The organism is Lactiplantibacillus sp. ME-2 (assembly GCF_022549155.1).
Lineage (GTDB): Bacteria > Bacillota > Bacilli > Lactobacillales > Lactobacillaceae > Lactiplantibacillus > Lactiplantibacillus plantarum.
The window spans coordinates 1-25,085 of record NZ_JAKZEQ010000032.1 but is presented as its reverse complement, the minus strand read 5'-3'; the positions used below and the strand labels follow the sequence as shown (position 1 = coordinate 25,085).

The following is a 25,085-nucleotide window of genomic DNA, read 5'->3' as shown; positions in this document are numbered from 1 at the left end:
CCTGTAACTATTTATGTTTTTGATACTGTAAGCGCAATCTTTTTCGCACTCACTTATATATATGCAAATTCCGTGCCAAAATACACTAAAGCTAAAAGCCCTTATTTCAGGCTAGAAGTTGATACACTAGTGTGATACAGTATTAAAAACGATTATTTTGTGTGTCAAATAGCGTATTTTTAATATAAAATTATGAAACAGTAACTAATGTTAACTATGGTATCAATTTCTTAATAGCTCAGTGCCCGACGACCATTTAATTGCCACATCGTCTCAAATGCTTGGTTATCCATCTGTCCGGATTGACCACGCCAAGGATCATTGTACCTAATAGTTGCCGTTGTATATCCAGTGAGCGTCACTGTATGACTCGCAAAACCATCGAGTCCCTGAACCCAAGCGACTACCGGATGACGTTTAGTGAGCTGTGCTTTAAGTCGTTGCAGGCCCACCCCGCTGAGATCTACAGCGGACGGCAGATAGTGGCGGATTGTTGGTAACAAGCCTTGGGGGTAGATGTAGAGACCAATACCGTAAGCCGAAGCAGGATCACCAACAAAACCAGTGTTAGGATTCGAACTGCGCGGCACGTGGCTGGCAAACTGTTCCTTATTAATATTAACACCGGCATACTGCAGCATCATGGTAGTCGCTGTCATCTCACACCCCGTTGGCAACTCCGGTAGCTGGTCAATCAGTGGTACCCGCAGTTGAACCGACGCCGTACTGGCGGGTTTTAGCTGATTAGCAGCTATCCAGCCGCTCTGCTGATGACCATTATGCACGTAGTAGAAGCGCTGGTAATGCCCGTTGCGATAAATATCAGCTTGCTCAGTACGCGTCCACTGTGTATGCTGGTGATACTTTAAATGTAAATTAACACGCAATTGGGCACGCTGATGACGCACGACGGTTAAATGGTAACCGACACCGTTCTGACTATTCGTCTGATAGACCCGCGTCTGCACCACCTGAATCCCTGTAATCGGATAAGTCGTTACGGCCGCTTGTGCGGGGTAAACCACGCCACTAACAAGCACTCCGCCCACCAAGATACGCCACCACCATCTACTCATTCTAATCAATGCCTGGTCCTCGCCTTCTCTTAATATCGTAATCAGTAGATTAACCGTTTTCATTATAATGCTGGTAATCATGAGATTAAACAATAAGGTACGGCAAATTTGGTGAACATAGTTGAAGTAGTTGGCAAAAAAGCAAGCCTGAAATAACGTGACCAGTCCAATTTACCGCAACAAAAAAAGAATCGATCCTTCAAGGCTTAACCTATCGAAATCGATTCTTATATTCGTTAGTGCGGCCAAGAAGATTCGAACTTCCACCGGGTTAACCCCGACAAGATCCTTAATCTTGCGCGTCTGCCAATTCCGCCATGGCCGCATCACAACTCACAAAAAATATCATAACAAAATTTTGCGAGTCTGACAAGCTTATTTTAAGATTTTTGTACTTTTACACCAGTTGCATCCATTGGCAATAGGAATAATTGGCCGGTGAGTGTTGCATCTCGGCTCAATTGCGCCTGCAACGTAGCGAGTTGCCCGTAATCACCCAAAGTAATCACTGTCGGCCCAGCACCACTCAAATAAGTCCCCGTTAATCCCAGAGCGTGGGCATGGTCTCTAACCGTTTGTAGTGCCGGCACTAACTTAGCCCGATACTGTTCATGGAACTGGTCCTGTTCTAGCAGCGGTAACGCCACGTCCCAATTTTGAGTTGCTAGAGCAGCCACTAACGTATTCGCCACACTACTACCAGTAACGGCTTGGTGGTACGCCAATTCAGTTGGCAAGGCTTGGCGACTGGCGGTCGTCAATAGCGGTTCGTTAGGCACGTAGACACTTGCAAAAAGCATCGGTAACTGTAACTTCACCGCACGGACGCGTTCATCAGTGTTCGTCGCCACAACCAAGCCTCCTAATAGGGCTGGTGCAACGTTATCTGGATGACCCTCCAGTTGAGTGGCAACTTCCAGTAGCTCAGCAGAAGAGTGCGTTGCGCCGGTCAATTCATTTGCCAGCACTAAGCCGGCTACGATGGCCGTCGAGCTACTACCCAATCCGCGCGCTAACGGGATTTTTGAAGCCATCTGTAAATGCTGTGGTTGTAAATCTGGTACCAAATGCAACGCCGTTTTAATAATTAAGTTGCGTTCATCCGTCGGCACATCCGCCCCAAAGGGATGGTCAATCTGCCAATGATCACTAGGTTGCAACACTTGTAGCGTTAGTTGCATGTCCAGCGCCAGACCGATTGAATCAAAACCGGGACCAAGATTAGCGGAAGTCGCCGGAACCGAAATCGTTAACATGTCCTCACCTACGCATTCTTTAAAACTTTATAACTCGCTAATAGTTGCATATTCTCTTGTTCACCGATTTCACGAGTGATATCTGCTAACTGTTGATCATTCATGGCATGGGTAATGATCACAACACGAGCGTTGCCGTCACCTAATTGATTTTGAATGATTCGACTAAATGAAACTTCTGCGCGGGTCATAATCGCCGTCAATTTCATCATCATCCCCGGCACATCACGCATCTTCAAGGCAATAAAGTGAGGATACACAACATCTTCAGGCGTTGCTAAGACTGTCTCCTGGCGATAAGAGTTAAACGTGTTACCAGTCGTATTCAACGCAATATTTTTCGCAACCGTTGTAATATCACTCAGCACACTGTTGGCGGTCGGGAGTTCTCCAGCGCCAGGACCGTAAAACATCGTGTTCCCCACAGCCGTTCCCGTTACCATTACAGCATTATTTTCATTTTGTACCGTGGCAAGTGGATGCTGATCAGAAACAAGCACAGGCCCGACTGAGACCGCAATGCGATCGTCAATTTCTTCCGCAATCCCGAGTAATTTAATTGTATACCCAAGCTGGTGAGCTTCCGCAATATCCTCTGGGCTGATTTTCGTAATTCCCTGAACTTGAACGTGGTCGAGGGAAAGACTCATCCCAAAGGCAAACTGCGTTAAAATAATCATCTTGAACGCCGCATCAAGGCCTTCGACATCATTAGTGGGATCACTTTCGGCAAACCCCAAGTCTTGTGCTGAGCTCAAGGCTTGATCATACGACCAATGCTTAGTCAGCATCTGCGTCATGATGTAATTAGTGGTCCCGTTGACGATTCCCATGACCCGTTGAATCCGGTCAGCGGCGAAACTATTATCAATCGTCCGTAAAATTGGAATCCCACCAGCAACACTAGCTTCATAGAATAAGTCGCGATGATTTTCACGAGCAATCTGAACCAACTCCCGGCCATATTGCGCAATCAAGTCCTTATTGGCCGTCACCACGTGTTTGCCAGCTTGCAAGGCTTGCGTAATATATTCCTTCGCCGGATGAATTGAACCCATCACTTCGACCATAATTTGAATGGACGGATCATCAAGCAGGGTCGCGATTTGGTCGGTCATCTGAACGTCCCCCAAATCAACTTGTTCATGCTTTTTCAAGTTGTGGACAACTACGCAGGCTAGTTCCAACTTACGACCGGTAATTTCTGAAATCTTTTCCTGATGCGCTTGAAGCATTTTTACAACGCCGGTCCCGACTGTGCCTAGTCCGACCACACCAATTTTAATCGTTTCCATCTTAATCCCTCCATATCAATAGTTAAGCTAATTCTATCGGAAGCGTACCACTTTAGCAAACCTTTTCAGACTAATTTAATTGGCCCCTGACAACGACCACACGTATAGCGGCGAGTGTCCATGCGGCGCTTGCGGTAATACCGCTGGCCACACCGTTGGCATTCATAAGTATACCGATACGGCCGGGCCGTCGCCTGCTTCGGCGCTGGTGCATAGCGCGAGCCACCCACTTGCGCGAGTAATCGTTTAAAGTCTGCATCACGATGCCGATATCCCCGCTTAGTCAAATGTAAATGATAATGGCACAATTCATGCTTGATGACGCCAATCAAGGTGGCCTCATCAAAATCAGTCAGCATCTTCGGATTGATATCAATATCATGCGAGGCCAACTGATAACGACCACCCGTCGTTCGTAACCGAGCATTAAAATAAGCGCGGTGCTGGAACGGACGGTGAAAATCACGCATGGAAATGGTCGCAACGAGCTGCTGTAACTCTAAATCAGTCATTATGCTTCAGCCGGTGCAATCATCGTCAAAGCGATGCGCTGCCGCTGTTCATCAACTGCTTCGACCCACACCGTTACGATGTCGCCAACTGCCACCGCCTGACGCGGATCTTTCAAGAACTTATCCGTTAGTTTGGAGACATGTACGAGGCCATCTTGCTTGACACCAATATCCACAAACGCCCCAAAGTCGACCACGTTGCGTACGGTTCCTTGCAACTGCATCCCTGGTTTTAGATCACTCATCTTTAAAACGTCTTGCCGGAGTAACGGTGCGGGCATCGTATCACGAACATCACGCCCGGGCTTTTGCAAACTACTAATAATATCCTTTAAGGTCAGTTCACCGACACCGGTGCTGGTCGCAAGTTGCGCTAAATCTAATTGATTCAACTGTTGGGCTTTAGTCGTCCCAACGTCCGTCGTCTTCAATCCAGCCGCTGCCAATAACGCTTTGGCTGCGGGATAACTTTCTGGATGAATATCCGTGTTATCAAAAACATTCTTGCCGTCAATGATTCGCAGGAAGCCGACCGCTTGTTCATAAGCTTTCGGTCCCAACCGCGGCACTTTTTTCAATTGTGGTCGGCTCGTGAATTCGCCATTTTCATCCCGATAAGTAATCACATTTTGGGCAATCGTGCTGGATAGCCCCGAAATATGCGTCAATAGCTCCGAACTAGCGGTATTCAAATTGACCCCAACTTGGTTAACCGCGGTCTCAATCACCGTATCTAGCTGCGTTGTCAATTCCTTCTGGGGCACATCGTGTTGGTATTGCCCCACTCCCACTGACTTCGGATCGATTTTGATCAATTCTGCCAGTGGGTCTTGTAGTCGCCGGCCGATACTAATCGCACTACGTTGTTCAACGTGTAGCTCAGGAAATTCGGCGCGCGCCTTAGCACTAGCAGAGTACACGGAAGCCCCGGCTTCGTTCACGATGACATAATAAACCGGTCGGGTCATAGTCTTCAATACCTGTGCCACAAACTCCTCGGATTCGCGGGAAGCCGTCCCGTTACCAATCGCAATCATTTCAACATGATACTTCTCCAAAAAGGTTTTAAACTCACCCGCAGCAGCTTCCCGTTTGGCAGTTGGAGCTGGTTTGTGTGGATAAATCACGAGCTTATCTAAGAACTTACCATTCGCGTCCATCACGGCTAATTTACACCCCGTCCGGTAAGCAGGGTCGAACCCTAATACCACGCGACCTTTTAATGGTGCCTGCATTAATAAGTGGTACAAATTATCGCCAAAGACTTTGATGGCCTGTTCATTGGCAGCCGCACTCAATTCATTGCGAAGTTCACGTTCGATGGCTGGGCCAATAAAGCGTTTGTAGGCATCCTGATAAGCAGCTTCTACTAGTTCAATCGCTGGGCCGTGGTGCTGACCAATAAAGCGAAAATGACAATACCGGTCAATTCCAGCACGATCAACATCAATGCTGACTTTCAATACTTTTTCGGCTTCCCCACGGTTGATAGCCAGTACCCGGTACGGTACCATCTGCTTGATGGGACTATTAAAATCATAATACTGTTGGTAAACACCTTGTTCATCGGCTGCTTTACCCTTGGGTTTCACTTTTGCGACTAGTAAGCCCCGGTCACGCGTATAATTCCGGACCCAGTTTCGTAAACCGGCATTATCACCAAAGGCCTCAGCCAAGATTTCGTGAGCTCCAGCTAACGCGGTATTCGCGTCTGTGATGTCCTGCGCTTCGTTCACAAACTGCGCCGCGTGTTCCTGAATACCACTTGCCGGAAAACGTAATAACCAAGCTGCTAACGGCTCCAGTCCAGCATCTTTCGCAATCGTTGCCTTCGTACGTCGCTTCTGTTTGTACGGTAAGTACAAATCTTCGACATCTTGCAACTTGTCAGCTTTTTCAATGGCTTGCTTTAAAGCCGGCGTCAAGTGATCTTGTTCAGCGATCAACTTCATCACATCTGCCTTACGACTCTCTAGACTCGCAAGCCGATCATAGTTATCTTTAATTTCGCGAATTTCAACTTCATCTAAGTTACCGGTACGTTCCTTTCGATACCGTGCGATAAACGGAACGGTGTTGCCTTCGTCCATGAGTCCGAGAACCGCTTTGATCTGTTGCGGTTTAAACTTCGTCAGCGTTTGATTAACTAACGTTAAAATCTGATTATCCATTATTTCACCCAATCTTTTAATCTCATTACATTATATTATACGCGTTTTACCCAAGTTTCCGCGCCGAATGACCATCTAAAAATTGTCGTTGACTGTCACTACCAATCGAAGCCATTACCGATACTGTTCACACATTGGTTGTGAGCTGGAAAAAACCAGCCCATTAGGCTAAACGAGCACGGCGCGGCCGCACAGTTGGCTGCCCCGCAACCAACAATAAAACGCTCGGCAACGCATAAACGTTACCGAGCGTTTTATTAGTGTGCTAAATCCAATCACCCAGATTAGCGCTCCTACATGACTGTATTCATGATCCGTTGCACGTTATTTGAAACGCGGCCCATTTCAGTCTCTTGATCCGTTTCAGCCTGATTAAAAGCAGCCACATCAATCGTTTGATTGTCGATGTTCATGCTAGCCGTCATGGCCGCACACGCATTCGTGTAGGCTTCGTATGCTGCTAACAAATTACGGTGCCGCCCCATTAACCGTGCGGGTACCGCAACTTTTTTCAACTGTGCCAAATTTTGTTGATACTGTTCAGTACCATCGCTAAATTCCATCTGAATATCATTGAATTCAGCTGGAACCATTTTGGCAACTGCGTCATTATCAATGGCCTGACGTAGTTTTTCAAAAGATGGGTTTAATTCTTCCCCCATTTTTTCAGTACTTTCGATAACTTTAGACAGTACTGGCATATACGTTTGAATCGTTGCTTTTTTCATGTACAAACTCTTTTCTTTAAATTAGTTAGCCTTATTTTACCCCTAATGGATGGGTTATGCGCGCCGCATGTGTCGACGTTGGAAGAACTTAACAATTTCAACAATCACGACCATCGATAAGGAAGCTAAGGCCACGATTCCCCATTGGTAAGCATCCAAGTGACTCACGTGGAATAACCCATTCAGACCGGGAACGACGATTGTCATCGCCAGCATCACAAATGCAATTAGAATCGCCCAATTAAAGAACTTGTTTCGGAACAAGCCGACCGTAAACAACGATTCATGAATGGATTTAGAATTAAACGCGTGGAACAACTGAATCAAGCCAAGGGTCGCGAAAGCCATCGTTAACGCATCAGCATGAGCTAATGAGGCCGTTGCGTGAACCGGATACGTCAAAGCTAACCAGTACACGAGCAACGTAATGCCACCTTCCAGTAGCCCTTGATAAATAATACTGCTGAAGACCCCACCTGAGAAGAAATTAGAATTTCTCCCGCGCGGTTTATGCTGCATAATGTTCTTTTCAGTTGGTTCAACGCCTAAGGCAATTGCTGGCAAGGTGTCGGTCACTAGGTTGATCCATAAGATATGCACTGGTGCCAAGATTTGCCAGCCCAACATCGTCATCACGAACAAGGTTAAGACTTCCCCTAAGTTTGCTGACAAAAGGTACTGAATCGCCTTTTGAATATTGGCGAACACTTTTCGGCCTTCCTCGACAGCAACCACGATCGTGGCGAAGTTATCATCAGCCAAGACCATGTCACTAGCCCCCTTGGAAACTTCCGTCCCAGTGATTCCCATACCAATACCGATATCAGCAGCCTTCAAGGCGGGCGCATCGTTGACCCCATCACCAGTCATAGCAACAACTTTGCCTCGTTTTTGCCATGCGTTCACGATTCGAACTTTGTGTTCAGGCGCCACCCGGGCATACACCGAGTAATCGCCGACCTTTTTGCCGAATTCCGCATCACTCATTGCATCTAACTCGGCACCAGTAATCACAGCGTCATCTTCGCCAGCGTTAATGATACCAAGACGGACGGCAATTGCTTCGGCGGTATCACGGTGGTCACCCGTGATCATCAACGGCCGAATTCCAGCTGATTTAGCTTCTGCAACGGCTTGTTCAACTTCTGGCCGTTCTGGATCAATCATGCCGACCATCCCGGCAAAGACCAGGTCATTTTCTAACGTCTCCGTATTAACAGTCGTTGGAACCGTGGTGATCACTTTATAAGCAAATGCTAAGACCCGTAAGGCTTGCGTTGCCAATTCATGATTAACAGTTAGAATCTGGTCACGGCTTGTCTTGGTTAACGGCTGAACGTCACCGTTACTTTCAATCTGAGTGACCCGTTTAAGTAATTCATCAGGAGCCCCCTTGACGGCTACTAAGAAGCGACCATCTTCTAAGGGGTGCACCGTCGACATCAATTTACGTTCCGAATCAAAGGGGACTTCTGTCACTCGGGGACGGTCCGTCAACAACTGATCGACTGGATAACCCTGATCCAAATTATATTGAATCAACGCTGTTTCCGTTGGGTCACCTGCTAACCCATCCGGCATGATCTTTGTATCATTACTTAAAATCATCACTTGCGCTAAATGGCTATCAAGCGGCAATTCAGTAGCGCGCGCGTCCACCAGTTCCTGGTTGACGACCAACTTTTCAACGGTCATTTTGTTTTGCGTCAACGTTCCGGTCTTATCAGAGGCAATAATATCGGTACTTCCCAACGTTTCAACTGCGGGTAATTTTCGTACTAACGCATGCCGTTTGGCCATCCGCTGGGTTCCTAACGCTAACGTGATCGTAACGATTGCCGGCAACCCTTCTGGAATTGCGGCTACGGCTAACGAAATCGCCGTCAATAACATGTTGATCAAACTCTCTTGACCGCGCAACATTCCGATACCAAATACCACTGCGGCAATAACTAAGATTAAAATCGTCAGCGACTTCCCTAACTGTGTCAAGTTCGCTTGCAGTGGTGTGGTCGTCTCATCGGCCGCTTCAATCATGCCGGCAATTCGACCTACTTCAGTCTGCATCCCAGTCGCCACCACAATCCCAGTGGCCCGACCATACGTCACGTTACTATTCATGTACGCCATGTTTAACCGGTCCCCGATTGGTAATTCCCCATCGGCAATCATCTCCGCCTGCTTCTCAACTGGGACAGATTCACCCGTCAGCGCCGATTCTTCAACCTTCAATGACGCACTCTCAATTAATCGTAAATCCGCGGGAACGATATCCCCGGCTTCTAGCGACACAACATCCCCAGGAACCAACGCGTCACTCTTGACCGTTTGCAGCTGACCATCCCGTAAAACAGTCGCGTCCGGCGCTGACATTTCCTTCAACGCGTTGATGGCCTCTTCCGCTTTCGATTCCTGGAAGACACCGAAAATCGCATTTAATACCACCACCAATAAGATGATAACGGCATCGACGGCTTCCCCAGTAAAGGCGGCAATCAAGGCGGCCACTAACAGGACGATAATCATGAAATCCTTGAACTGCGCAATAAATTTTTGCAACAAGGAAGTCGTTTTTTGCTGATTCAACGCATTCGGCCCATATTGTTCTAACCGTTGCGACGCAGCACTTTGCTGTAAGCCGTATTCATCAGTGCCTAGTTCCTCATAAACGGCGGATAACGCTTGTTGATACTTTGGTTTTGTACTCATCGTAAGCTCCTTTTCTGGCATCCGAGCCCCACTCCCTAACTGATCTCCAGATAGAAAATGAGACTCATGTATGCACGCAAAATTGTGTGAACATACATAAGTCTCACTATTTAAGACAATACCGGATTGGCTTCTTGCTGACGATATTGCCGCAGAATATTTCTGCTAGTTACTCCCTTATGATTGTATCGTAAGAATACCAGATTCCATGGGAGCTGTCTAGCAAAATAATCGCTTTGACTACCTCTGCATTCGCCACAGCACTTGGATATTCTCACATTAAGCGTTTACATATTTTAAACCATTCTACCGCTTTTCCACCAATCCCACCAATATTACGGTAGTCACCATAAAATTATGTGACTATGCAAAAAGGCGACCTGAAGCTGAATAATCTTCAAGTCGCCTTTTTAATTAGGTTAGCCGTAATCCTAATCGATTATCAGCTAACTAGCTTATTTCCAAAAATCATCAAACACAGTGATGGCCGCGTGCCGTTTGTGGGCAGTCTTTAAGTACCACGCCTCAATCTTTTCGGCCGCAGCATCGCTGACCGTCCGGCCTTCCAAGTAATCGTCGATGTCGTCGTAACGAACACCTAACGCGACTTCATCAGGTAATGCTGGCCGATCTTCTTCCAAGTCAGCGGTCGGGACTTTGTCATACAAATGCTTGGGCGCATCTAAAGCGGCCAGCATTTGTTTACCTTGACGCTTGTTCAATCGCCATAGTGGCACAATATCCGCACCACCGTCACCGTACTTGGTATAAAAACCAGTAACAGCTTCGGCTGCATGGTCGGTTCCCACGACAGCGCCGTGCATTTCACCAGCAATCCCATATTGCACGATCATGCGTTGGCGCGCTTTAATATTGCCCTTGTTGAAATCATGAATCGTCAATTGGTTAGCTTCCAATGCAGTTACCATGGCATCCGTAGCCGGTTGAATATCCACCCGATCCGTCACGTCGGCTTGCATAAAATCAATCGCTGCCATCGCATCCGCTTCATCCGCTTGATTGCCATATGGTAACCGGACTGCGATGAATTGATAGCGATCATCACCCGTTTCCTGCCGCATTTCGGTAATGGCCATCTCCGTCAATTTTCCAGCTAACGTGGAATCTTGACCGCCAGAGATGCCAAGCACATAGGTCTTCAAAAAGGTATTTTTAGTTAAATAAGCCTTCAAAAAATCAATACTTCGACGAATCTCAACTTCTGGATCAATCGTTGGTGCAACGTGTAACGCTTTAATAATCTCAGCTTGTAATGGCCGCATTAGTAAGCTTCCTCCTCATCTTTATGGTTAACGTGGTCTCTGACCGTGTTAATAATATTCATTTTATGATCATAAAGTTTTTGTGACAAGTCGACCGGGTAATCCTGAGGGTTTAAATCCCGCTTGTATTCGTCCCAGAGTGCATCTAGACTTTCAAATGAATACTCCTTGATTTCATCTAACGTTGGTAAAGTATAAACTTGTTGACCGCGGTCATAGATGGGAACCAATAGTGGTCGCGCATCAAAATCGCTGACCGTCTTATTAATATACGTATAGCTTGGATGGAACATGTAAATTGATTCTTCGTTGCGCGGATCTTCATCGTACAACGTCACATAGTCACCTTCTGACTTGCCATCCGCACGCTTCGTAATCCGCCAAACTTGTTTTTGACCAGGCGTTGAGACCTTTTCCGCGTTATTTGAAAGTTTGATCGTATCAACCATCTGATGATGATCATTCTCGATCGAAACCATCTTGTACACGGCCCCTAACGCGGGTTGGTCAAAGGCCGTGATTAGCTTCGTCCCAACACCCCAGACACTAATTTTAGCACCTTGCATCTTCAAGTTTTGGATCGTTTTTTCGTCCAAATCATTTGACGCATAAATCTTGGCATCCGGAAAACCAGCTTCGTCTAGCTGTTCACGCACGCGTTTTGATAAGTAAGCCATATCGCCACTATCGATACGAACCCCTTGGAAATTGATTTTATCACCCATTTCCTTAGCCACTCGAATCGCACTCGGCACCCCGCTACGTAACGTATCATACGTATCCACTAGAAAGACACAGTCATGATGGGTCTCCGCATAGGCCTTGAAAGCTTGATAATCGTTTCGATAAGTCTGCACGAGCGCATGCGCATGGGTCCCGCTAATCGGAATACCAAAAATTTTGCCAGCCCGCACGTTACTCGTCGCGTCAAAGCCACCAATATAAGCCGCCCGGGTTCCCCAGATGGCCGCATCAAACTCTTGCGCCCGCCGAGTACCGAATTCTAGCAAGCCATCTTCACCGACAACCGACTTAATGCGCGCCGCTTTAGTCGCAATCAGCGTTTGATAATTGATAATATTGAGTAGTGCCGTTTCAATTAACTGACAAGTGGCCAGTGGTCCTTCGACTTGTAACAACGGTTCATTATTAAAGACCAAGTCTCCTTCACGAACCGCACGAATCGTCGCATCAAATTTGAAATTCGCTAAATAATCTAGAAAACCGTCTGAGTAGCCACCCAGTTCACGTAAATATGCGATGTCAGTTGCCGTAAAATGTAAATGATTGATATAATTAACAACTCGTTCCAGACCCGCAAATACCGCGTACCCATTTTGGAACGGCATCTTACGAAAGAACACTTCAAACACCGCATGTTTGTTGTGAATACCTTGTTCCCAGTAGGTTTGGATCATATTAATTTGATAAGCATCCGTATGCAAGGTAAAACTATCATCCGGATAGATTTGCGTCATGAGTATAATTCTCCATTTCGTAGGTAATAACCGTGTTTACAGTAAGTTAAGCTTATTTTAGCATTTTTTATAAAAGAATGCGCTTAAGCATCCAAAAAGTTGCAGAATTCGTTGATTTACCTATACTTTAATTATGATTAGAAAGTGAGGTCGCTTATGTCAGTCCCTTTTGACACGGTTAACATCTTAAACGTGCCGTTTATCAAGACAACTAACGCTGGTTTTGTTCAGCAACTTCAAACCGATATTCTCGCGCATCGCAATCGCTTTGTGGTGACCGCTAACCCCGAGATCTTAATGTACGCTCGTGAACACCCCGATTACCAACAGGTGTTAACGCAAGCGGACTATATCACGCCAGACGGCATTGGCGTCATTCAGGGGGCCCAGATTCTTGGCACACCACTCCCCGAACGGATCACCGGCTATGACACCCTTTTAACACTACTAGAATGGGGTAGCCAACAGCACCAACGGATCTTTTTGTTAGGTGCCAAGCCGGCCGTGTTAAAGCAAGTGACCACGATCGTTCAACGAGCTTATCCCGGCATCGTTGTCGCGGGTGCCCGTGATGGCTATTATGACGACGAACAAACCGTTGTCGACCAAATCGTGGCCGCGCAACCCGATATGGTCTTCGTAGCCACTGGTTTTCCTAAGCAGGAATTTTTCATTGCCGAACACCGTCAACGCCTCGATGCGCTCTGGATGGGTGTCGGGGGTAGCTTCGACGTAATTGCAGGCGCGGTTAAGCGGGCGCCGTTATTTTGGCAAAAACACCACGTTGAATGGCTCTACCGTCTGATTCAAGAACCAAGTCGTTTCAAGCGGATGCTCGTGTTACCCCGCTACTTGCGGTTAGTTAAAAAAATAGCGCGCCAGCAAGCCAATTAACTGGCAATCATTACCAGTTATAAGCCACTGCGTTACGATGACAATTGCTTTTGTGCGTGTACCCAGTCTTCAGTCATGAATTCAAAAATAGCTCACCTAGAATAACATCCTAGGTGAGCTATTTTTGGTATCATCACTCTAATTAGGTGCCCAGCACCCGACCGACTGGTTATTTTTCAAGATAAAACTCAAACCGGTTACCAACGTACTGGGTCCGCACGTATTCAAACGGTTCGCCGGTTTGCAGATACGAAATCTGCCGTAACCGTAGCAACGCATCGCCACGCCGGACTGACAAGTATTCTGCGATACGCTCAGAAGCAGACATCGCCGAAACAGTCTGTTGAGCCTTACCAGGCACTAAACTTGCCTTCTCTTCCAACGTCCGATACAACGAACTCGTAATTTCGTCCTTGGTGAACTGCTTGACGAGTCGTTCTGGAACTGTTGCGACCTCAAAACAAATTGGCACATCATCACCATAGCGAATTCGTTCCATCCGTAGAACTTGTTCGTTGGCGCCTAACGCCAACTTTTCGCTCTCAGATAGCGACGGGCTCGTCACGTGATATGAAATCGTCTTACTTGATGGGACCTTACCCTGGGCCAGCATTAGATCAGTAAAACTGGTGACACCGGACATTTTTTCTTGGACCTTCTGATTCGCGACAAACGTGCCGGCACCGACTCGCCGCTCTAATATTCCTTCGTCAACCAATGTCTGGATTGCTTGTCGAAGGGTCATCCGACTAACATCGAACTGTGTAGCCAGCTCCCGTTCAGACGGAATCCGGTCACCAACGGCCCACCGACCTGCTTCAATCGCCTGCTTAATTTGGTTGTGGATTTGAATATAAATTGGCGAACTCATGGTACTCATCCCTTACTTCTAATTTATTTAGCTGCTTTTTTACCGTAGCTATATGTTGCGACTAAATCTTGATTGCCATCTAAGATGTTGATATCAGCATCTTTACCGGCTTCCAATGTTCCTTTCTTAGTCAACCCAAATTCACGTGCTTGGTTGACAGAAGCCATCTTAACCGCTTCAGCAATGCCGCAACCGGTGAACTTCTGAATGTTCTTGAAGGCATTAATGAATGTCAGGACAGAACCAGCCAAGTTACCTTCTTCAAGACGTGCTTGACCATCCTTAACAATCACTTTTTGACCACCTAATTCACTGATACCGTCGGGTTCACCCTTGGCACGCATTGAATCAGTCACCAATTCGATCCGGTCAACGCCCTTTTGTTCGTAAGCGAGCTTGATCATGTCAGGCACGATATGGAACCCATCACAGATCAATTCACAGTACATGTTGTTTTCAAGCATGGCATGACCAGTAACACCTGGTTCACGGTGCTTGAATTCACGTTGCGCGTTGTATAAATGCGTCACGTGAGTTGCTTTACTTGCTAATAATTGTTCACGAGTCGCGTTACTGTGGCCCACTGAAGGCACAATGCCATTTTCCAAGCAGTACTTTTCAAATTCACGCGAACCAGGATCTTCCGGCGCGTAAGTAATCAACTTAACCCGACCACCCGACAACTTGTTCCAGTTGTCTAATAAGTCAACGTTAGGATTCTTAATGTACTTTTCAGGTTGGGCACCCTTAAACGTCGCCGAAATGAATGGGCCTTCCAAATGAACCCCTTGGATAACCGGATTTTCATCGGCGGCCTTGTTAATACCGGCCATCGAATGGTCTAAGTTTTCGTTGGATTGCGTCATGGTCGTACAGAAGTATGACGTAATACCTTCGCGGGCAACCATATCATTAACCATTTCGTTAATTTCAGCTGGATTCCCGTCCATTGAATCAAAACTATAACCACCATGGCTATGAACATCAATGAAGCCCGGTACAATCGTTTTGCCACTCACAAATTCGATATCATCATCGGGTTGGGCCACGTAGTCATCCATTGGACCAACCGCTTCAATTTCCTTACCGAAACGAATGTAGCCGTCATCGATCTTTTCTAGACCAGTATAAATGATGGCATGTTTTAACACTTTGCTCATGAACAATTCCTCCTTGGATTTATCTGGTTTAATTATAATCGGTATAGACCAAACTTGCAACCACCAGCACCAAGTAATTTAAGATTCGCCAAGTTCCTTCGCAATCGTTGCATCAATTCCCTTCACCACTGCGGTCATAAAGCCGGCCTCTTCCATGGCCAGTAATCCAGCAACCGTCGTGCCACCAGGTGAAGAAACTTGATCGATCAGGTCAAACGGAATTTTATCAGAAGCTAAAACATTCTGCGCACTGCCCAGCGTGGCCTGCGCCGCAATCTTAGTCGCTGCATCCTTGCTCAAACCGTGCTTGACGCCTGCGCGGGCCATCGCGTCAATAAAGAAATAGATGTAGGCCGGCGAACTACCTGCTAAGGCTGAAAAAGTTGGAAAATCTTTCTCAGCGATGGCACTCGTGGCACCAATCGCATCGAATAATTGTTGTCCAGCCGCATATTGCTCTGGTGTTAAGGCATCATTACCAACCAACGCCGTCATCCCGGCACCAATCGCCACGTTCACATTCGGCATGATTCTCAGAACGGGGAGATCAGGGACAACCGTGGCATAATCGGCCAAACTCAATCCTGATACCATTGTAATAACCCACTTGCCCGTTAAAGCTGCTTGAACTTCTTTTAATGCGGCCAACGCAATGTTCGGCTTAACTGCCAAAACGATAACGTCAGCAGCTTGTGCCACGGCCAAATTAGTGTCACAGGCCTGTAGCCCATTTTTTTGCGCATAAGGTTGATAACTCGCAGCATGGGCACTGTGAATATAAATATCTGCTGGGACGACCGCTTGTTGTTTTAACCACCCATCAATAATCGCGCGGCCCATGTTACCGGCACCAATAAATCCGATTTTCATCCGTAAAACGCTCCTCTGACTTATAATTTATATCATTAACCACTAACCGATTAACGGCTAGGCAGGATTAAACAGACATTCCCGCTTACTCTTCTACTATACCAATATTTGTGAAACTGTGGGTAATTAATCACTTCTTTCAGCTCAACTTTCACTATCAACAAATAAATATCACGAGCCACTCTATTAAGGTGATTGCTTATCAATACTGAAACCAATTGATTAATCTATTAATAATCGGCCTTCAATATGTGCGAAGCTCGTTGACAGGTCTGCTTGAACAAGCTAATGTAAACAGCAATCAAACACAGCGTTGCTTCCGAACACGGCTGTCTAAAAACAACTAAGGAGTGTTTCACTATGAACCAGAACAACCATTTCCGACTCACCTTATCAACCCTGCTGCAACAATGCCAGCAAGACATCACTAGTCTGCCCACGGCCATGCGCGCCGTCTTCAGCTGGCAACGGGGACTTAATGAATTAAAGACGCTTCGCCGCACCACTAAGTTGATGATGAGCACGATGCTAATCGTGACCATCATTGGTTTTATTCTGGGTCGCGATTACAGCCTACATGGCTGGATTGGCCTATTGACCGGGATTACGGTCGTGATTAACTTAATTCTGGTTGATCAAGGGCGACTGACGAACTATAGTTGGGGCATTATTGCCTGTGCGGCTTGGCTTACTACGGCCATCACCAATCGGCTGATTGGTGACATTGCGTCGCAATCATTTTACCTTATCATGCAATTTGTCGGCATCACCGTCTGGCATCGTAAAATGGCAGCGCAACCCGATGCCAGCGAACTGACTGGTCGTAAATTGAGCAAATTAGCCGGTTGTGCCTGGTTCGCGTTAGCCGTACTCGTCTACGCCATTGTCTTACACTTTAGTAAACAACTTAACGGTAACCAAATCTACCTGGACGCGACCCTGTTACCACTTGGGATTGTCGGTAGTGTCCTCATGGTCAACGGTTATCGTTCCCAATGGGTTGCGTGGATCACACTCGACGTGATTAACGTTATTATCTGGTTCAACCAATTAAAAGGCTTCAGTCCTGCAGCCGCCTCAATGTTAGCATTGCAACTAGTGATGCTCGCTAACGCGTTATATGGTGCCTACTTGTGGTTCTTCGGTCAAAACACTCAGCAAGATAAACTAGATACACATTAAGCAAGCTAACTGGCAATCAAAACCAAGCACTAATCGCTTCAAAGTTAAACACATAACTTTGAAGCGATTTTTTATTTGGGTTACCGTTCGGGTGGCTACATCCTTATCTGAAAAATGTCTATCAGTTTACATTTAGCGACGAGTTTGTTTAAGTTAGAACTAATTAACTGACTATTGAGGGGGACGTTTACCATGGTGACAGTCGTTCGTCGCACACTTCACGATAAAATCTTTATTATTGCATTAATTTGTGCTGGTTTAAGTTTGTTCATCGGGACACCCCAACTGACGGCAATTAATTGGGCTACGATTGGCACCTTATTTGCACTCATGATCAGTGTTCAATTACTTCGCGCGATGCATTTGCTTGATACTTTAAGGGACTGGCTCTTAGTTAAATCACACGATACCCGTCAAATGTGTCAATTATTCATCTTACTGGCCTTTGGTGGCTCAATGATTTTAACTAACGACGTTGCGATCCTAACGTTAATTCCAATCTTTCTCACACTCGCCCGGCGTCAGCACCTGGCCATTGCCTACCCAACGACTTTAATTATCATGGCAGCCAATCTTGGTAGCGCGTTTACGCCCATTGGCAATCCCCAAAATTTATTTTTGGTCACGTTCTATCACGTTAATCTATTCACGTTTTTTAAATTGTCGACTCCGTTAATGCTTGCTAGTCTAGCTTTATTAGTTGCCTTAAGCCGGCGGTTACCTCGGTTGCCGCTAACTGTAACACCAACCAAATCTACGCCCATTTCTCGCAGTCAAATCGGGCTTGCGGGCGGCCTGATCAGTTTCATTATGCTTGGCATTTTTAATTTGGTGCCCATTTCACTAGTTATTATCGGAACGATTGTCGTAGGCCTCATGATTAACCGACGCGTCTTTCAGTACGTTGATTACGCACTACTCTTAACCTTTATCTGCTTCTTCATCTTCGTTAGCGCCATCAGTCATAATCCCGCAATAACGCATTGGCTCAACCAATTAACTCAGACAGCCCCCAGTGTCTATATTACTGGACTAATTACTAGCCAAGTCATCAGCAATGTTCCAGCCGCCATCTTACTAGCGAATTTCACGCCCCATTTATCAGCGCTATTTTTAGGCGTCAATATCGGCGGTCTGGGGTCATTGGTGGCCTCACTAGCAAATCTGCTTGCCTTAAAACAATTGTTGCCCTTCAATGATGAACAACCACTCCACCATTTTTTGATCGTGTTTACGGCCCTCAATGGACTTGGCCTGTTCATTTTAGGCCTTGGTGGCTGGTTCTATTTACACCTATAATTCAGTTACGCTGAGTAACGATTCAGTGAGAACTTGCAAACCAATCAACTTGAAATAGTGCGAAAACCAGTAACTAGCGTGACATCATAAAAGGAGCAGTCTCAATATCATGTGAGCCTGCTCCTTTTACGTTCTATCTCTGAGATGTTTAGTGATACTTAGTGCACCTGATCCACCAACATGGCCGGAGTGACGATTTGCTGACCATCGTAGCGGTGACCCTTGATCACGCGTTTCGCCCTGACAAATTCACCATCGACCGTCAGCGTTAACGCACAAATTCCACCATCAAACAGGCCTGAACGACTGCCTGCATCAATTAGATATCGTGGAACGTCTTGCGCATCTGCCTGCATCTTTAAATAACCAGTGTGTGAACCAGTCAAGGTCTGCACCTGCGTATGACCAGTAATGATGACTTTATTGAATAAGTTCCGATGCCAACGGTGACTGCCAGTCGTGAAGTCATCATAATAGTCATCCCGAATCCACAGTAGGTCAGTCGTTGTTTGTTGTGTTAATGGGTATTGCCAGTTAACACCCGCGTGCATAGCCAGTAACCGACCATGTTGCCACATCAGCGGCAAATGTGCTAAGAAATCAGTATCCGGCTTTAATGGCGCACCATTTAATGCCCGCCGAACATGATTGGGATTGGAGGAGTAAATCCCTAATTTGCGACAGGTCCGGTGACCACCGTTCAACACCCAAGTTGCGGTGGCATTGTCATCACCATGAGCTGTCCGTAGCCAAAATTCATCATGATTGCCAAGTAAAGCCACATCGCCGTATTCCCGTACCCGTTTTCTAACCATCGTCAGTACTTTTAGCGGCGCCAACGGAGCTGACTCGGTGGCATGACCAAAATAGCGTGCCGCCGTACCATCAATATAATCGCCCAAGAAAATCAAGCGCGTCGCGGTAACTTCAGGATCGGCTAATAAAACTGCCAGATCATCCGCGGCACTATGAATATCACCAATAAACGTATACAGCGGCATATTACTCCCTCCGTCTCATCGATAACCACGTGCATTAGTCGGGTTTAACGACCACCAATAACATCTGAAATCCTTGAACGGCATATAACGCGTGCCGGGCATCCTTAGGAATCACGATCGATTGTCCCGCAGTTAAATGATAAATGGTGCCTTCAATCGTAATTTCCGCTTCTCCACTTAAAATATTGACCATCGCATCGCCCTGGGCAGAATGGCCGCCAATCTCTTGGTCGGTTGCGACTGAAAATAGCGTCATACTTAAATCATCCCGTTGAACCAGTGTCCGGCTATTAACTTGATCATCATCCAGTGGAATTTGTTCAGTTAAATTGAGGACCTTAGCATGATCAATTTTGTTAATTAAACTCATTTGAATTCCTCCGCATCTCGCTATTAAGGCCTATTTCGTTTCTAATTGAATAAACTGGCACGGCTGCTCAGCGACCAACGTATGGACCGTATGAGCTGGCACCACTAACATCTCGCCCGCATGCACTTCTTGGTCGGTCTCCGTCGCCAAACGGACGGTCAAAGTACCATCAACAACCTCAAATAAGCGGGTCAGCGTGGATTGTTCAGCACTAATACTTTCACCCGCCGCCATTGCGTACATCGCAAACGGCAGTTCAATCCCTAATTTTCGAGCAAATGATTTACTAGTAATTGCATGCTCCCGGTAAGTCATCGTGGTTTTTAAATCAATTTTAGTTACCGCCATTTCAAATCCTCCTTGGTCATCATCATGGTCGCTTACGTTATTCATGATGGTATGATTCCCTAAATTAAGCTTAACGCTAACAAACTCAATTTTCGAGGTTCGATTGAATAAACATCTTATAATTCTGAATAACTGACTACTAGTCATATACTTAATAACCACGTCATCTCTGGCAGGTAAATGCCTTTGCATCCAGATATGGGCCATGCAAAAAGCTGTCCAAGCGTCATTGCGACGCTGAACAGTCTGCTGTTACTACATTTGATAACAGTTCTGTGGAAAATTTGATTTATTCAGTCAACTAGTTGGGGCTGGTAGTGGGACAACTAAGGCTACGTAGCCTCTTCAACCAAATCTCATAGATCAAGTTCCAATACGACTTATTTTCGATAATAAGCCTTGGCCCAGCAGTTGCGACGCTCCCGACACCACTGTTCAAAAGTACCTACAAACATTTGGACATCTTGCGCAGGAATTAGTTCTTCCGTTCGCTGCATGTGCACAATATCAGATATCACCGGATCAAAAGTATACGTAACAACCAGATGTTGTGGGATTCTTCGAATAATCCCACCGTTACGAGTAATCTCTAATCGCATCGTCTCCAGCTCAAGTTGAACTTGCGAATAAGTCTCTCTGGAGCAATAATCGACAACATCATACTGCTCATAACATCGTTTATACCAGGCATGCGAATTAGCCGGCAAAACATCAAATTCACCACGATTCATACGATTTCGAACAGCACGGTTAGCGCGCTTCTTTCCATAACCCATATGTGCTTTAAAAATTGGTGTGCTTTTATAAGAACGACTCATAATAATTGTGATGGCCGTCATGACGAGTTAACTAGTACGTATTTTTAAAATTAACAATGCCAGCCATTAACCTCTTCCGTGTACTTACGGAATAAATAAATTCATTGACCAGACCTCCTATCCCATCTGGATCGTGCCCCAAATAGAATACTAAAACATATCACATTATTATTGATGATGGCAAATAAACAGACCGAGACAAAAAAATCCACTTCGTGAAGAATCCGTTACGCATTCTTCACGAAGTGGCACTACCCGCCGATATTAAGATAAATTTAAGCCAATAAAAAAGTCGTTACATCAAGATCCTAAGACCTGATTAACGACGAAAGGCGTAACAATTGGGCTAGCTGGGTTCGAACCAGCGCATCACGGGATCAAAACCCGTTGCCTTACCACTTGGCTATAGCCCAATAATGAAATGGAGGGGAGTGGATTCGAACCACCGAACCCGAAGGAGCGGATTTACAGTCCGCCGCGTTTAGCCAGACTTCGCTACCCCTCCGTAAATCATTCAACTATATTAGAATACATAATTTTGAATAAAAAATCAAGACTTTTTTCAAAGTTTTTTCAGTTTTTATTTCAAATCCAGAATTTGCGTATCTTGATACCACTCCGCCATAAAATTATTGGCTTGCCATTCATTGATACGCTTGAGTCCATAGCCCACTGCTTGGTCATAATAGGTGGTCTGACCAAACACCCGCGGTTGCGGATGGACGTGCAAATGACCAAATAAAACGTGCGCCACGTTAAACTGCTCCAACAGTTGTCCTAACCGGGGCGTTCCCATTAACGCGTTAGCCATATTCCAAAACCGATTATCATCAGAAAAACGCAAATAATCGATCCGGGGAACAAAGTGCGTCATAAAAATAACTTGCTTGTGATCCACAGCAGCCAAGTTAAGCTGCGCTTTTACTTGGTTGAGCATTAAATCAGTCCGCTCCTGATCGCTCATCGGCTGTTTAATAGCCCGGTCGATCCAAAACGCATTCTTCCAGTGTAAGAAGTCGGCCGCAGTCGTATCAGGGACCTGGGCAGCATACTGATAGTCATACCACCCATTATGTCCAATCACGCGCCAATCTGTACCAGAAATATCGATATACCGGTTATGCAGGTAGCCATCAAAATGCCCTGTTTCAAGCTCGTCAAACGAAATGCCATGGACCATGTCATGATTACCCGCAATCCAGTAAACACACGTCTGTGCGCCTAATAGGGCCTGTAAATCGACGACAAACTGCTGACTACGCTGAAAGTCATTAAAAAGATCGCCAGCAATCAAATAAATCTGAACACCATTCTGTAAAAGATAGGTCGCCTGAGATCGCATCATCGCAGTCGCATCCACTCGATTAACATCAAAATGATTATCACTACTGAAAGCAATTCGTACGATGGTCAACCCCTCCAAAACAAAAAAGATATGCTACCACTAAGATAACATATCTTCGAGTAAATATTCAATTTAGCGAATGCCTTGCATCGACCGTTTAATCATTGGCACCATCATAAAGAGGATAATCCCTAAAACGACACTAACAATCCCGGTAATCGCAAAATATGGCACTTCGGTTTGCGTCGAGTAGAAACGGACAATCTGTGCATTAAGCGCACTACCAACCGAATCAGTTAGGAACCACATACTCATCATCTGAGAAGCAAAAGCCTTTGGTGCAAGCTTGGTGGTAACTGATAAACCAATTGGTGAAATCAACATTTCAGCAATTTCAACGACTGCCCAACTGGCAACTAACCACCATGGACTAACCTTCCCTGCAGTTCCAAAGAGCGCTCCAGGTACAGCCATCACTAGGTAAGAAGCCCCAGCGAATAGCAACCCAATCGCAAATTTAGTTGGTGAACTAGGTTGTTTTTTACCCCACTTAGTCCACAACCACACGAATGGTGTTGTATAAATCATGATGAACAATGGGTTTAGCATTTGGAAATCAGAAGCAGCTAGATGGGTAAAACCAAGATCCAAATTAACCCGATTAGCTGCAAATAACGCAAGTACGGACGAACCCTGTTCTTCAATTGCCCAGAATAAAGCAGCGGCAATAAACAATGGGATATAAGCCCGAACACGTGAACGTTCTGTTGCATTAGTCTTGTCAGACGTTAACATCAAAATAAAGTAAACGATTGGTGTCAAGATAACAAGCGTACTAATTAAACTAATAACATTTGCTAACGTAAGAGCATTCATTAATTGCATTAATAGTAGAATCAACCCAATCCCAACGATTCCTAAGATTGTCCACCGCATGATTTTTTTCAAATCACCGGGTTCTAATGGATCAGTTGGATAGAGGCTAGCAGAACTTAAATTCTTCTTACCATCAAAGTAGTATTGCAATAGACCAAAGAACATCCCAATCGCAGCTAAGGAGAAGCCTAAGTGGAAGTTAACATTTAAGCCGATCCGACCAACTAAGGCTGGTGCAACCAATGAACCTAAGTTAATCCCGAAGACGAAAATACTAAAACCTGCATCCCGACGTGTATCTTCCACTGTATACAATTGACCAACCATGTCAGAGACGTTTGGCTTTAATAACCCAGTCCCAATGACAATAAGTGCGATTGAAACAAATAGTGCACCAACTCCAAATGGCGTTGATAAAACGATGTGGCCTAACATGATGAAGACCCCACCAATAAAGACGGTCTTACGGCTACCCCAGACACGGTCACTTAGAAAGCCACCGAGGACACTAGAAACGTAAACTAATGCCGAATAGATTGACATAATGGATGCTGCGGTGACTTGGTCAAATCCAAGACCACCTTTAGCGACACTGTAGTACATGTAATAGATCAGTAGCGCACGCATCCCGTAGTAACTGAATCGTTCCCACATTTCAGTGAAGAACAACGTCCGTAAGCCACGGGGTTGGCCAAAGAACGACCGATCCAGCTTTTGTTCCTTATCCAATAGAGATTCCTCCAAACTTCTTAACCAGTTTGTATTTCGTTTAAAAGTAACAAGTTTTGTTTCTTAATTAAACATAATAACTATTATACTAGCCTTAATCTTAATCAACAATAGCACTAACCGTTTTCTAATCTAATAACCATTAATTAAATTAATATCCACCATACATAAATAGTCTTAAATCCTTTTATAGCACCAAAAACTAGTTGATAGGACATTTTATAAGGCTTTTAGCTTTCTGAAATTAACACTAAATTCTAATTTAATATAAAATAATTAATAGCATTCAAATGCTGAAAATACGCAATTGGTATTAAAAATCTAATTAAACAAAAAAACAAAACTGAAATTATCAACAATAAAGTACCGCTATTAAAATGGCTATGATTGTTCGCAGCATGTAATTTACAGTTATTGCGACTAATTATAATAAACCGCAAGATTGATATGCTAAGCATACCTAAAAAGCAGTGGCGACAATAGGCATCATCCTACTAAGCCCTTACGATCATTTTGATACTTCGGCATTCAAATAGCTAACATTCTTATATCAAAAAAGCAGCTTTGCGTTTGCGCAAAGCTGCCAATCATTTTATGTCTATTTAAAAATAAAAAGGCGAGAACCACGTCCCACCTCACAAGTGCCGGCTACCAGAGTCGAACTGATGACCCTCGGTTTACGATACCGATGCTCTACCAACTGAGCTAAGCCGGCATGATATAAAAATAGATGTTAACACAATTGCCAACATCTATGTCACTCCGACAGGCGGGCTCGAACCGTCGACATCTTGATTAACAGTCAAGCGCTCTA

The 25,085-nt window shown here is 45.4% G+C and carries 21 protein-coding genes and 4 tRNA genes; 3 read left to right on the top strand and 22 right to left on the bottom strand.

Translation table 11 applies throughout. From position 1 onward, the window contains the following. Positions 1-230: 230 nt before the first annotated feature. The 10 genes from MMY95_RS11630 to MMY95_RS11585 all read right to left on the bottom strand — a co-directional run bounded on the left by MMY95_RS11630 (position 231) and on the right by MMY95_RS11585 (position 12,508). On the bottom strand, positions 231-1,085 hold the full coding sequence (locus MMY95_RS11630; RefSeq protein WP_046038320.1) for a C39 family peptidase: 855 nt from the start codon (positions 1,083-1,085) through the stop codon (positions 231-233). A gap of 231 nt (positions 1,086-1,316) precedes the next feature. Continuing rightward, positions 1,317-1,401 (bottom strand) — tRNA-Leu (locus MMY95_RS11625). A 55-nt stretch (positions 1,402-1,456) separates the two neighbouring features. Further along, positions 1,457-2,332, bottom strand: coding sequence for a homoserine kinase (gene thrB, locus MMY95_RS11620; protein WP_003644991.1), 876 nt, complete (start codon positions 2,330-2,332; stop codon positions 1,457-1,459). An 8-nt stretch (positions 2,333-2,340) separates the two neighbouring features. Then, positions 2,341-3,627, bottom strand: coding sequence for a homoserine dehydrogenase (locus MMY95_RS11615; RefSeq protein ID WP_003640905.1), 1,287 nt, complete (start codon positions 3,625-3,627; stop codon positions 2,341-2,343). A 65-nt stretch (positions 3,628-3,692) separates the two neighbouring features. After that, positions 3,693-4,139 (bottom strand): SprT family protein, encoded by a 447-nt coding sequence (locus MMY95_RS11610; RefSeq protein WP_241277652.1) that lies wholly within the window; start codon positions 4,137-4,139, stop codon positions 3,693-3,695. Beyond that, entirely contained in the window at positions 4,139-6,310 is a 2,172-nt protein-coding gene (locus MMY95_RS11605) for a Tex family protein (RefSeq protein ID WP_033615666.1), read from the bottom strand. The genes MMY95_RS11610 and MMY95_RS11605 overlap by 1 nt, the downstream gene beginning before the upstream one ends. A gap of 293 nt (positions 6,311-6,603) precedes the next feature. Beyond that, positions 6,604-7,038 (bottom strand): hypothetical protein, encoded by a 435-nt coding sequence (locus MMY95_RS11600; RefSeq protein WP_003644994.1) that lies wholly within the window; start codon positions 7,036-7,038, stop codon positions 6,604-6,606. Between the two features lie 54 nt (positions 7,039-7,092). Further along, complete coding sequence (locus MMY95_RS11595) at positions 7,093-9,747, bottom strand: cation-translocating P-type ATPase (RefSeq protein WP_003644995.1); 2,655 nt, start codon at positions 9,745-9,747, stop codon at positions 7,093-7,095. A gap of 455 nt (positions 9,748-10,202) precedes the next feature. Next, the gene (gene nadE / locus MMY95_RS11590; RefSeq protein WP_003640900.1) at positions 10,203-11,030 is read right to left on the bottom strand and encodes an ammonia-dependent NAD(+) synthetase; all 828 of its coding nucleotides are present in this window, start codon (positions 11,028-11,030) and stop codon (positions 10,203-10,205) included. Continuing rightward, on the bottom strand, positions 11,030-12,508 hold the full coding sequence (locus tag MMY95_RS11585) for a nicotinate phosphoribosyltransferase (RefSeq protein WP_003640899.1): 1,479 nt from the start codon (positions 12,506-12,508) through the stop codon (positions 11,030-11,032). The genes nadE and MMY95_RS11585 overlap by 1 nt, the downstream gene beginning before the upstream one ends. A 156-nt stretch (positions 12,509-12,664) precedes the next feature. Between MMY95_RS11585 and MMY95_RS11580 the strand changes: the two genes are divergently transcribed. Further along, on the top strand, positions 12,665-13,402 hold the full coding sequence (locus MMY95_RS11580) for a WecB/TagA/CpsF family glycosyltransferase (RefSeq protein ID WP_003644996.1): 738 nt from the start codon (positions 12,665-12,667) through the stop codon (positions 13,400-13,402). A gap of 169 nt (positions 13,403-13,571) precedes the next feature. On the opposite strand, the gene MMY95_RS11575 is transcribed toward MMY95_RS11580, so the two are convergent. The 3 genes from MMY95_RS11575 to proC form a co-directional block, all read right to left on the bottom strand. Then, the gene (locus MMY95_RS11575) at positions 13,572-14,273 is read right to left on the bottom strand and encodes a GntR family transcriptional regulator (RefSeq protein WP_003640897.1); all 702 of its coding nucleotides are present in this window, start codon (positions 14,271-14,273) and stop codon (positions 13,572-13,574) included. Positions 14,274-14,296: 23 nt separating this feature from the next. Continuing rightward, positions 14,297-15,433 carry an N-acetylglucosamine-6-phosphate deacetylase gene (gene nagA, locus MMY95_RS11570; protein ID WP_003644997.1) on the bottom strand — a complete coding sequence of 379 codons (1,137 nt, stop codon included), beginning with the start codon at positions 15,431-15,433 and terminating at the stop codon, positions 14,297-14,299. Between the two features lie 78 nt (positions 15,434-15,511). Further along, entirely contained in the window at positions 15,512-16,303 is a 792-nt protein-coding gene (proC, locus tag MMY95_RS11565; RefSeq protein ID WP_003640895.1) for a pyrroline-5-carboxylate reductase, read from the bottom strand. Between the two features lie 360 nt (positions 16,304-16,663). Between proC and pnuC the strand changes: the two genes are divergently transcribed. Both pnuC and MMY95_RS11555 read left to right on the top strand, forming a co-directional pair. Then, on the top strand, positions 16,664-17,485 hold the full coding sequence (gene pnuC, locus MMY95_RS11560; RefSeq protein ID WP_003640894.1) for a nicotinamide riboside transporter PnuC: 822 nt from the start codon (positions 16,664-16,666) through the stop codon (positions 17,483-17,485). Between the two features lie 192 nt (positions 17,486-17,677). Continuing rightward, complete coding sequence (locus MMY95_RS11555) at positions 17,678-18,784, top strand: SLC13 family permease (protein ID WP_104795545.1); 1,107 nt, start codon at positions 17,678-17,680, stop codon at positions 18,782-18,784. Between the two features lie 158 nt (positions 18,785-18,942). Here the strand turns inward: MMY95_RS11555 and MMY95_RS11550 are convergent, their stop codons facing one another. The 9 genes from MMY95_RS11550 to MMY95_RS11510 form a co-directional block, all read right to left on the bottom strand. Beyond that, entirely contained in the window at positions 18,943-19,785 is an 843-nt protein-coding gene (locus tag MMY95_RS11550; RefSeq protein ID WP_241277651.1) for a metallophosphoesterase, read from the bottom strand. A 34-nt stretch (positions 19,786-19,819) separates the two neighbouring features. Then, entirely contained in the window at positions 19,820-20,155 is a 336-nt protein-coding gene (locus MMY95_RS11545) for a cupin domain-containing protein (protein ID WP_003640891.1), read from the bottom strand. 30 nt (positions 20,156-20,185) lie between these two features. Further along, positions 20,186-20,503, bottom strand: coding sequence for a cupin domain-containing protein (locus MMY95_RS11540; protein WP_003644999.1), 318 nt, complete (start codon positions 20,501-20,503; stop codon positions 20,186-20,188). Positions 20,504-20,883: 380 nt separating this feature from the next. Further along, positions 20,884-21,321, bottom strand: a complete 438-nt coding sequence (locus MMY95_RS11535) for a hypothetical protein (RefSeq protein ID WP_225443008.1) — start codon at positions 21,319-21,321, stop codon at positions 20,884-20,886. A 341-nt stretch (positions 21,322-21,662) separates the two neighbouring features. Beyond that, positions 21,663-21,734: transfer RNA gene (locus tag MMY95_RS11530), tRNA-Gln, on the bottom strand. A gap of 9 nt (positions 21,735-21,743) precedes the next feature. Then, positions 21,744-21,826 (bottom strand) — tRNA-Tyr (locus MMY95_RS11525). A gap of 75 nt (positions 21,827-21,901) precedes the next feature. Beyond that, on the bottom strand, positions 21,902-22,744 hold the full coding sequence (locus MMY95_RS11520; RefSeq protein ID WP_015639982.1) for a metallophosphoesterase: 843 nt from the start codon (positions 22,742-22,744) through the stop codon (positions 21,902-21,904). A 54-nt stretch (positions 22,745-22,798) separates the two neighbouring features. Further along, positions 22,799-24,271 carry a peptide MFS transporter gene (locus tag MMY95_RS11515; protein ID WP_003643855.1) on the bottom strand — a complete coding sequence of 491 codons (1,473 nt, stop codon included), beginning with the start codon at positions 24,269-24,271 and terminating at the stop codon, positions 22,799-22,801. 642 nt (positions 24,272-24,913) lie between these two features. Further along, a tRNA-Thr gene (locus MMY95_RS11510) sits at positions 24,914-24,986 on the bottom strand. Between the last annotated feature and the right edge of the window lie 99 nt (positions 24,987-25,085).

Bases quoted from the DNA above. Each gene is read 5' to 3' on its own strand.
- MMY95_RS11610 (WP_241277652.1), bottom strand. From the start codon at position 4,139: ATGACTGATTTAGAGTTACAGCAGCTCGTTGCGACCATTTCCATGCGT.
- nadE (WP_003640900.1), bottom strand. From the start codon at position 11,030: ATGCGGCCATTACAAGCTGAGATTATTAAAGCGTTACACGTTGCACCA.
- MMY95_RS11585 (WP_003640899.1), bottom strand. From the start codon at position 12,508: ATGACGCAAATCTATCCGGATGATAGTTTTACCTTGCATACGGATGCT.
- MMY95_RS11580 (WP_003644996.1), top strand. From the start codon at position 12,665: ATGTCAGTCCCTTTTGACACGGTTAACATCTTAAACGTGCCGTTTATC.
- MMY95_RS11540 (WP_003644999.1), bottom strand. From the start codon at position 20,503: ATGGCGGTAACTAAAATTGATTTAAAAACCACGATGACTTACCGGGAG.
- MMY95_RS11555 (WP_104795545.1), top strand. From the start codon at position 17,678: ATGGTGACAGTCGTTCGTCGCACACTTCACGATAAAATCTTTATTATT.
- MMY95_RS11550 (WP_241277651.1), bottom strand. From the start codon at position 19,785: ATGCCGCTGTATACGTTTATTGGTGATATTCATAGTGCCGCGGATGAT.
- MMY95_RS11545 (WP_003640891.1), bottom strand. From the start codon at position 20,155: ATGAGTTTAATTAACAAAATTGATCATGCTAAGGTCCTCAATTTAACT.
- thrB (WP_003644991.1), bottom strand. From the start codon at position 2,332: ATGTTAACGATTTCGGTTCCGGCGACTTCCGCTAATCTTGGTCCCGGT.
- nagA (WP_003644997.1), bottom strand. From the start codon at position 15,433: ATGAGCAAAGTGTTAAAACATGCCATCATTTATACTGGTCTAGAAAAG.
- MMY95_RS11575 (WP_003640897.1), bottom strand. From the start codon at position 14,273: ATGAGTTCGCCAATTTATATTCAAATCCACAACCAAATTAAGCAGGCG.
- MMY95_RS11535 (WP_225443008.1), bottom strand. From the start codon at position 21,321: ATGAGTCGTTCTTATAAAAGCACACCAATTTTTAAAGCACATATGGGT.
- proC (WP_003640895.1), bottom strand. From the start codon at position 16,303: ATGAAAATCGGATTTATTGGTGCCGGTAACATGGGCCGCGCGATTATT.
- pnuC (WP_003640894.1), top strand. From the start codon at position 16,664: ATGAACCAGAACAACCATTTCCGACTCACCTTATCAACCCTGCTGCAA.
- MMY95_RS11605 (WP_033615666.1), bottom strand. From the start codon at position 6,310: ATGGATAATCAGATTTTAACGTTAGTTAATCAAACGCTGACGAAGTTT.
- MMY95_RS11600 (WP_003644994.1), bottom strand. From the start codon at position 7,038: ATGAAAAAAGCAACGATTCAAACGTATATGCCAGTACTGTCTAAAGTT.
- MMY95_RS11615 (WP_003640905.1), bottom strand. From the start codon at position 3,627: ATGGAAACGATTAAAATTGGTGTGGTCGGACTAGGCACAGTCGGGACC.
- MMY95_RS11595 (WP_003644995.1), bottom strand. From the start codon at position 9,747: ATGAGTACAAAACCAAAGTATCAACAAGCGTTATCCGCCGTTTATGAG.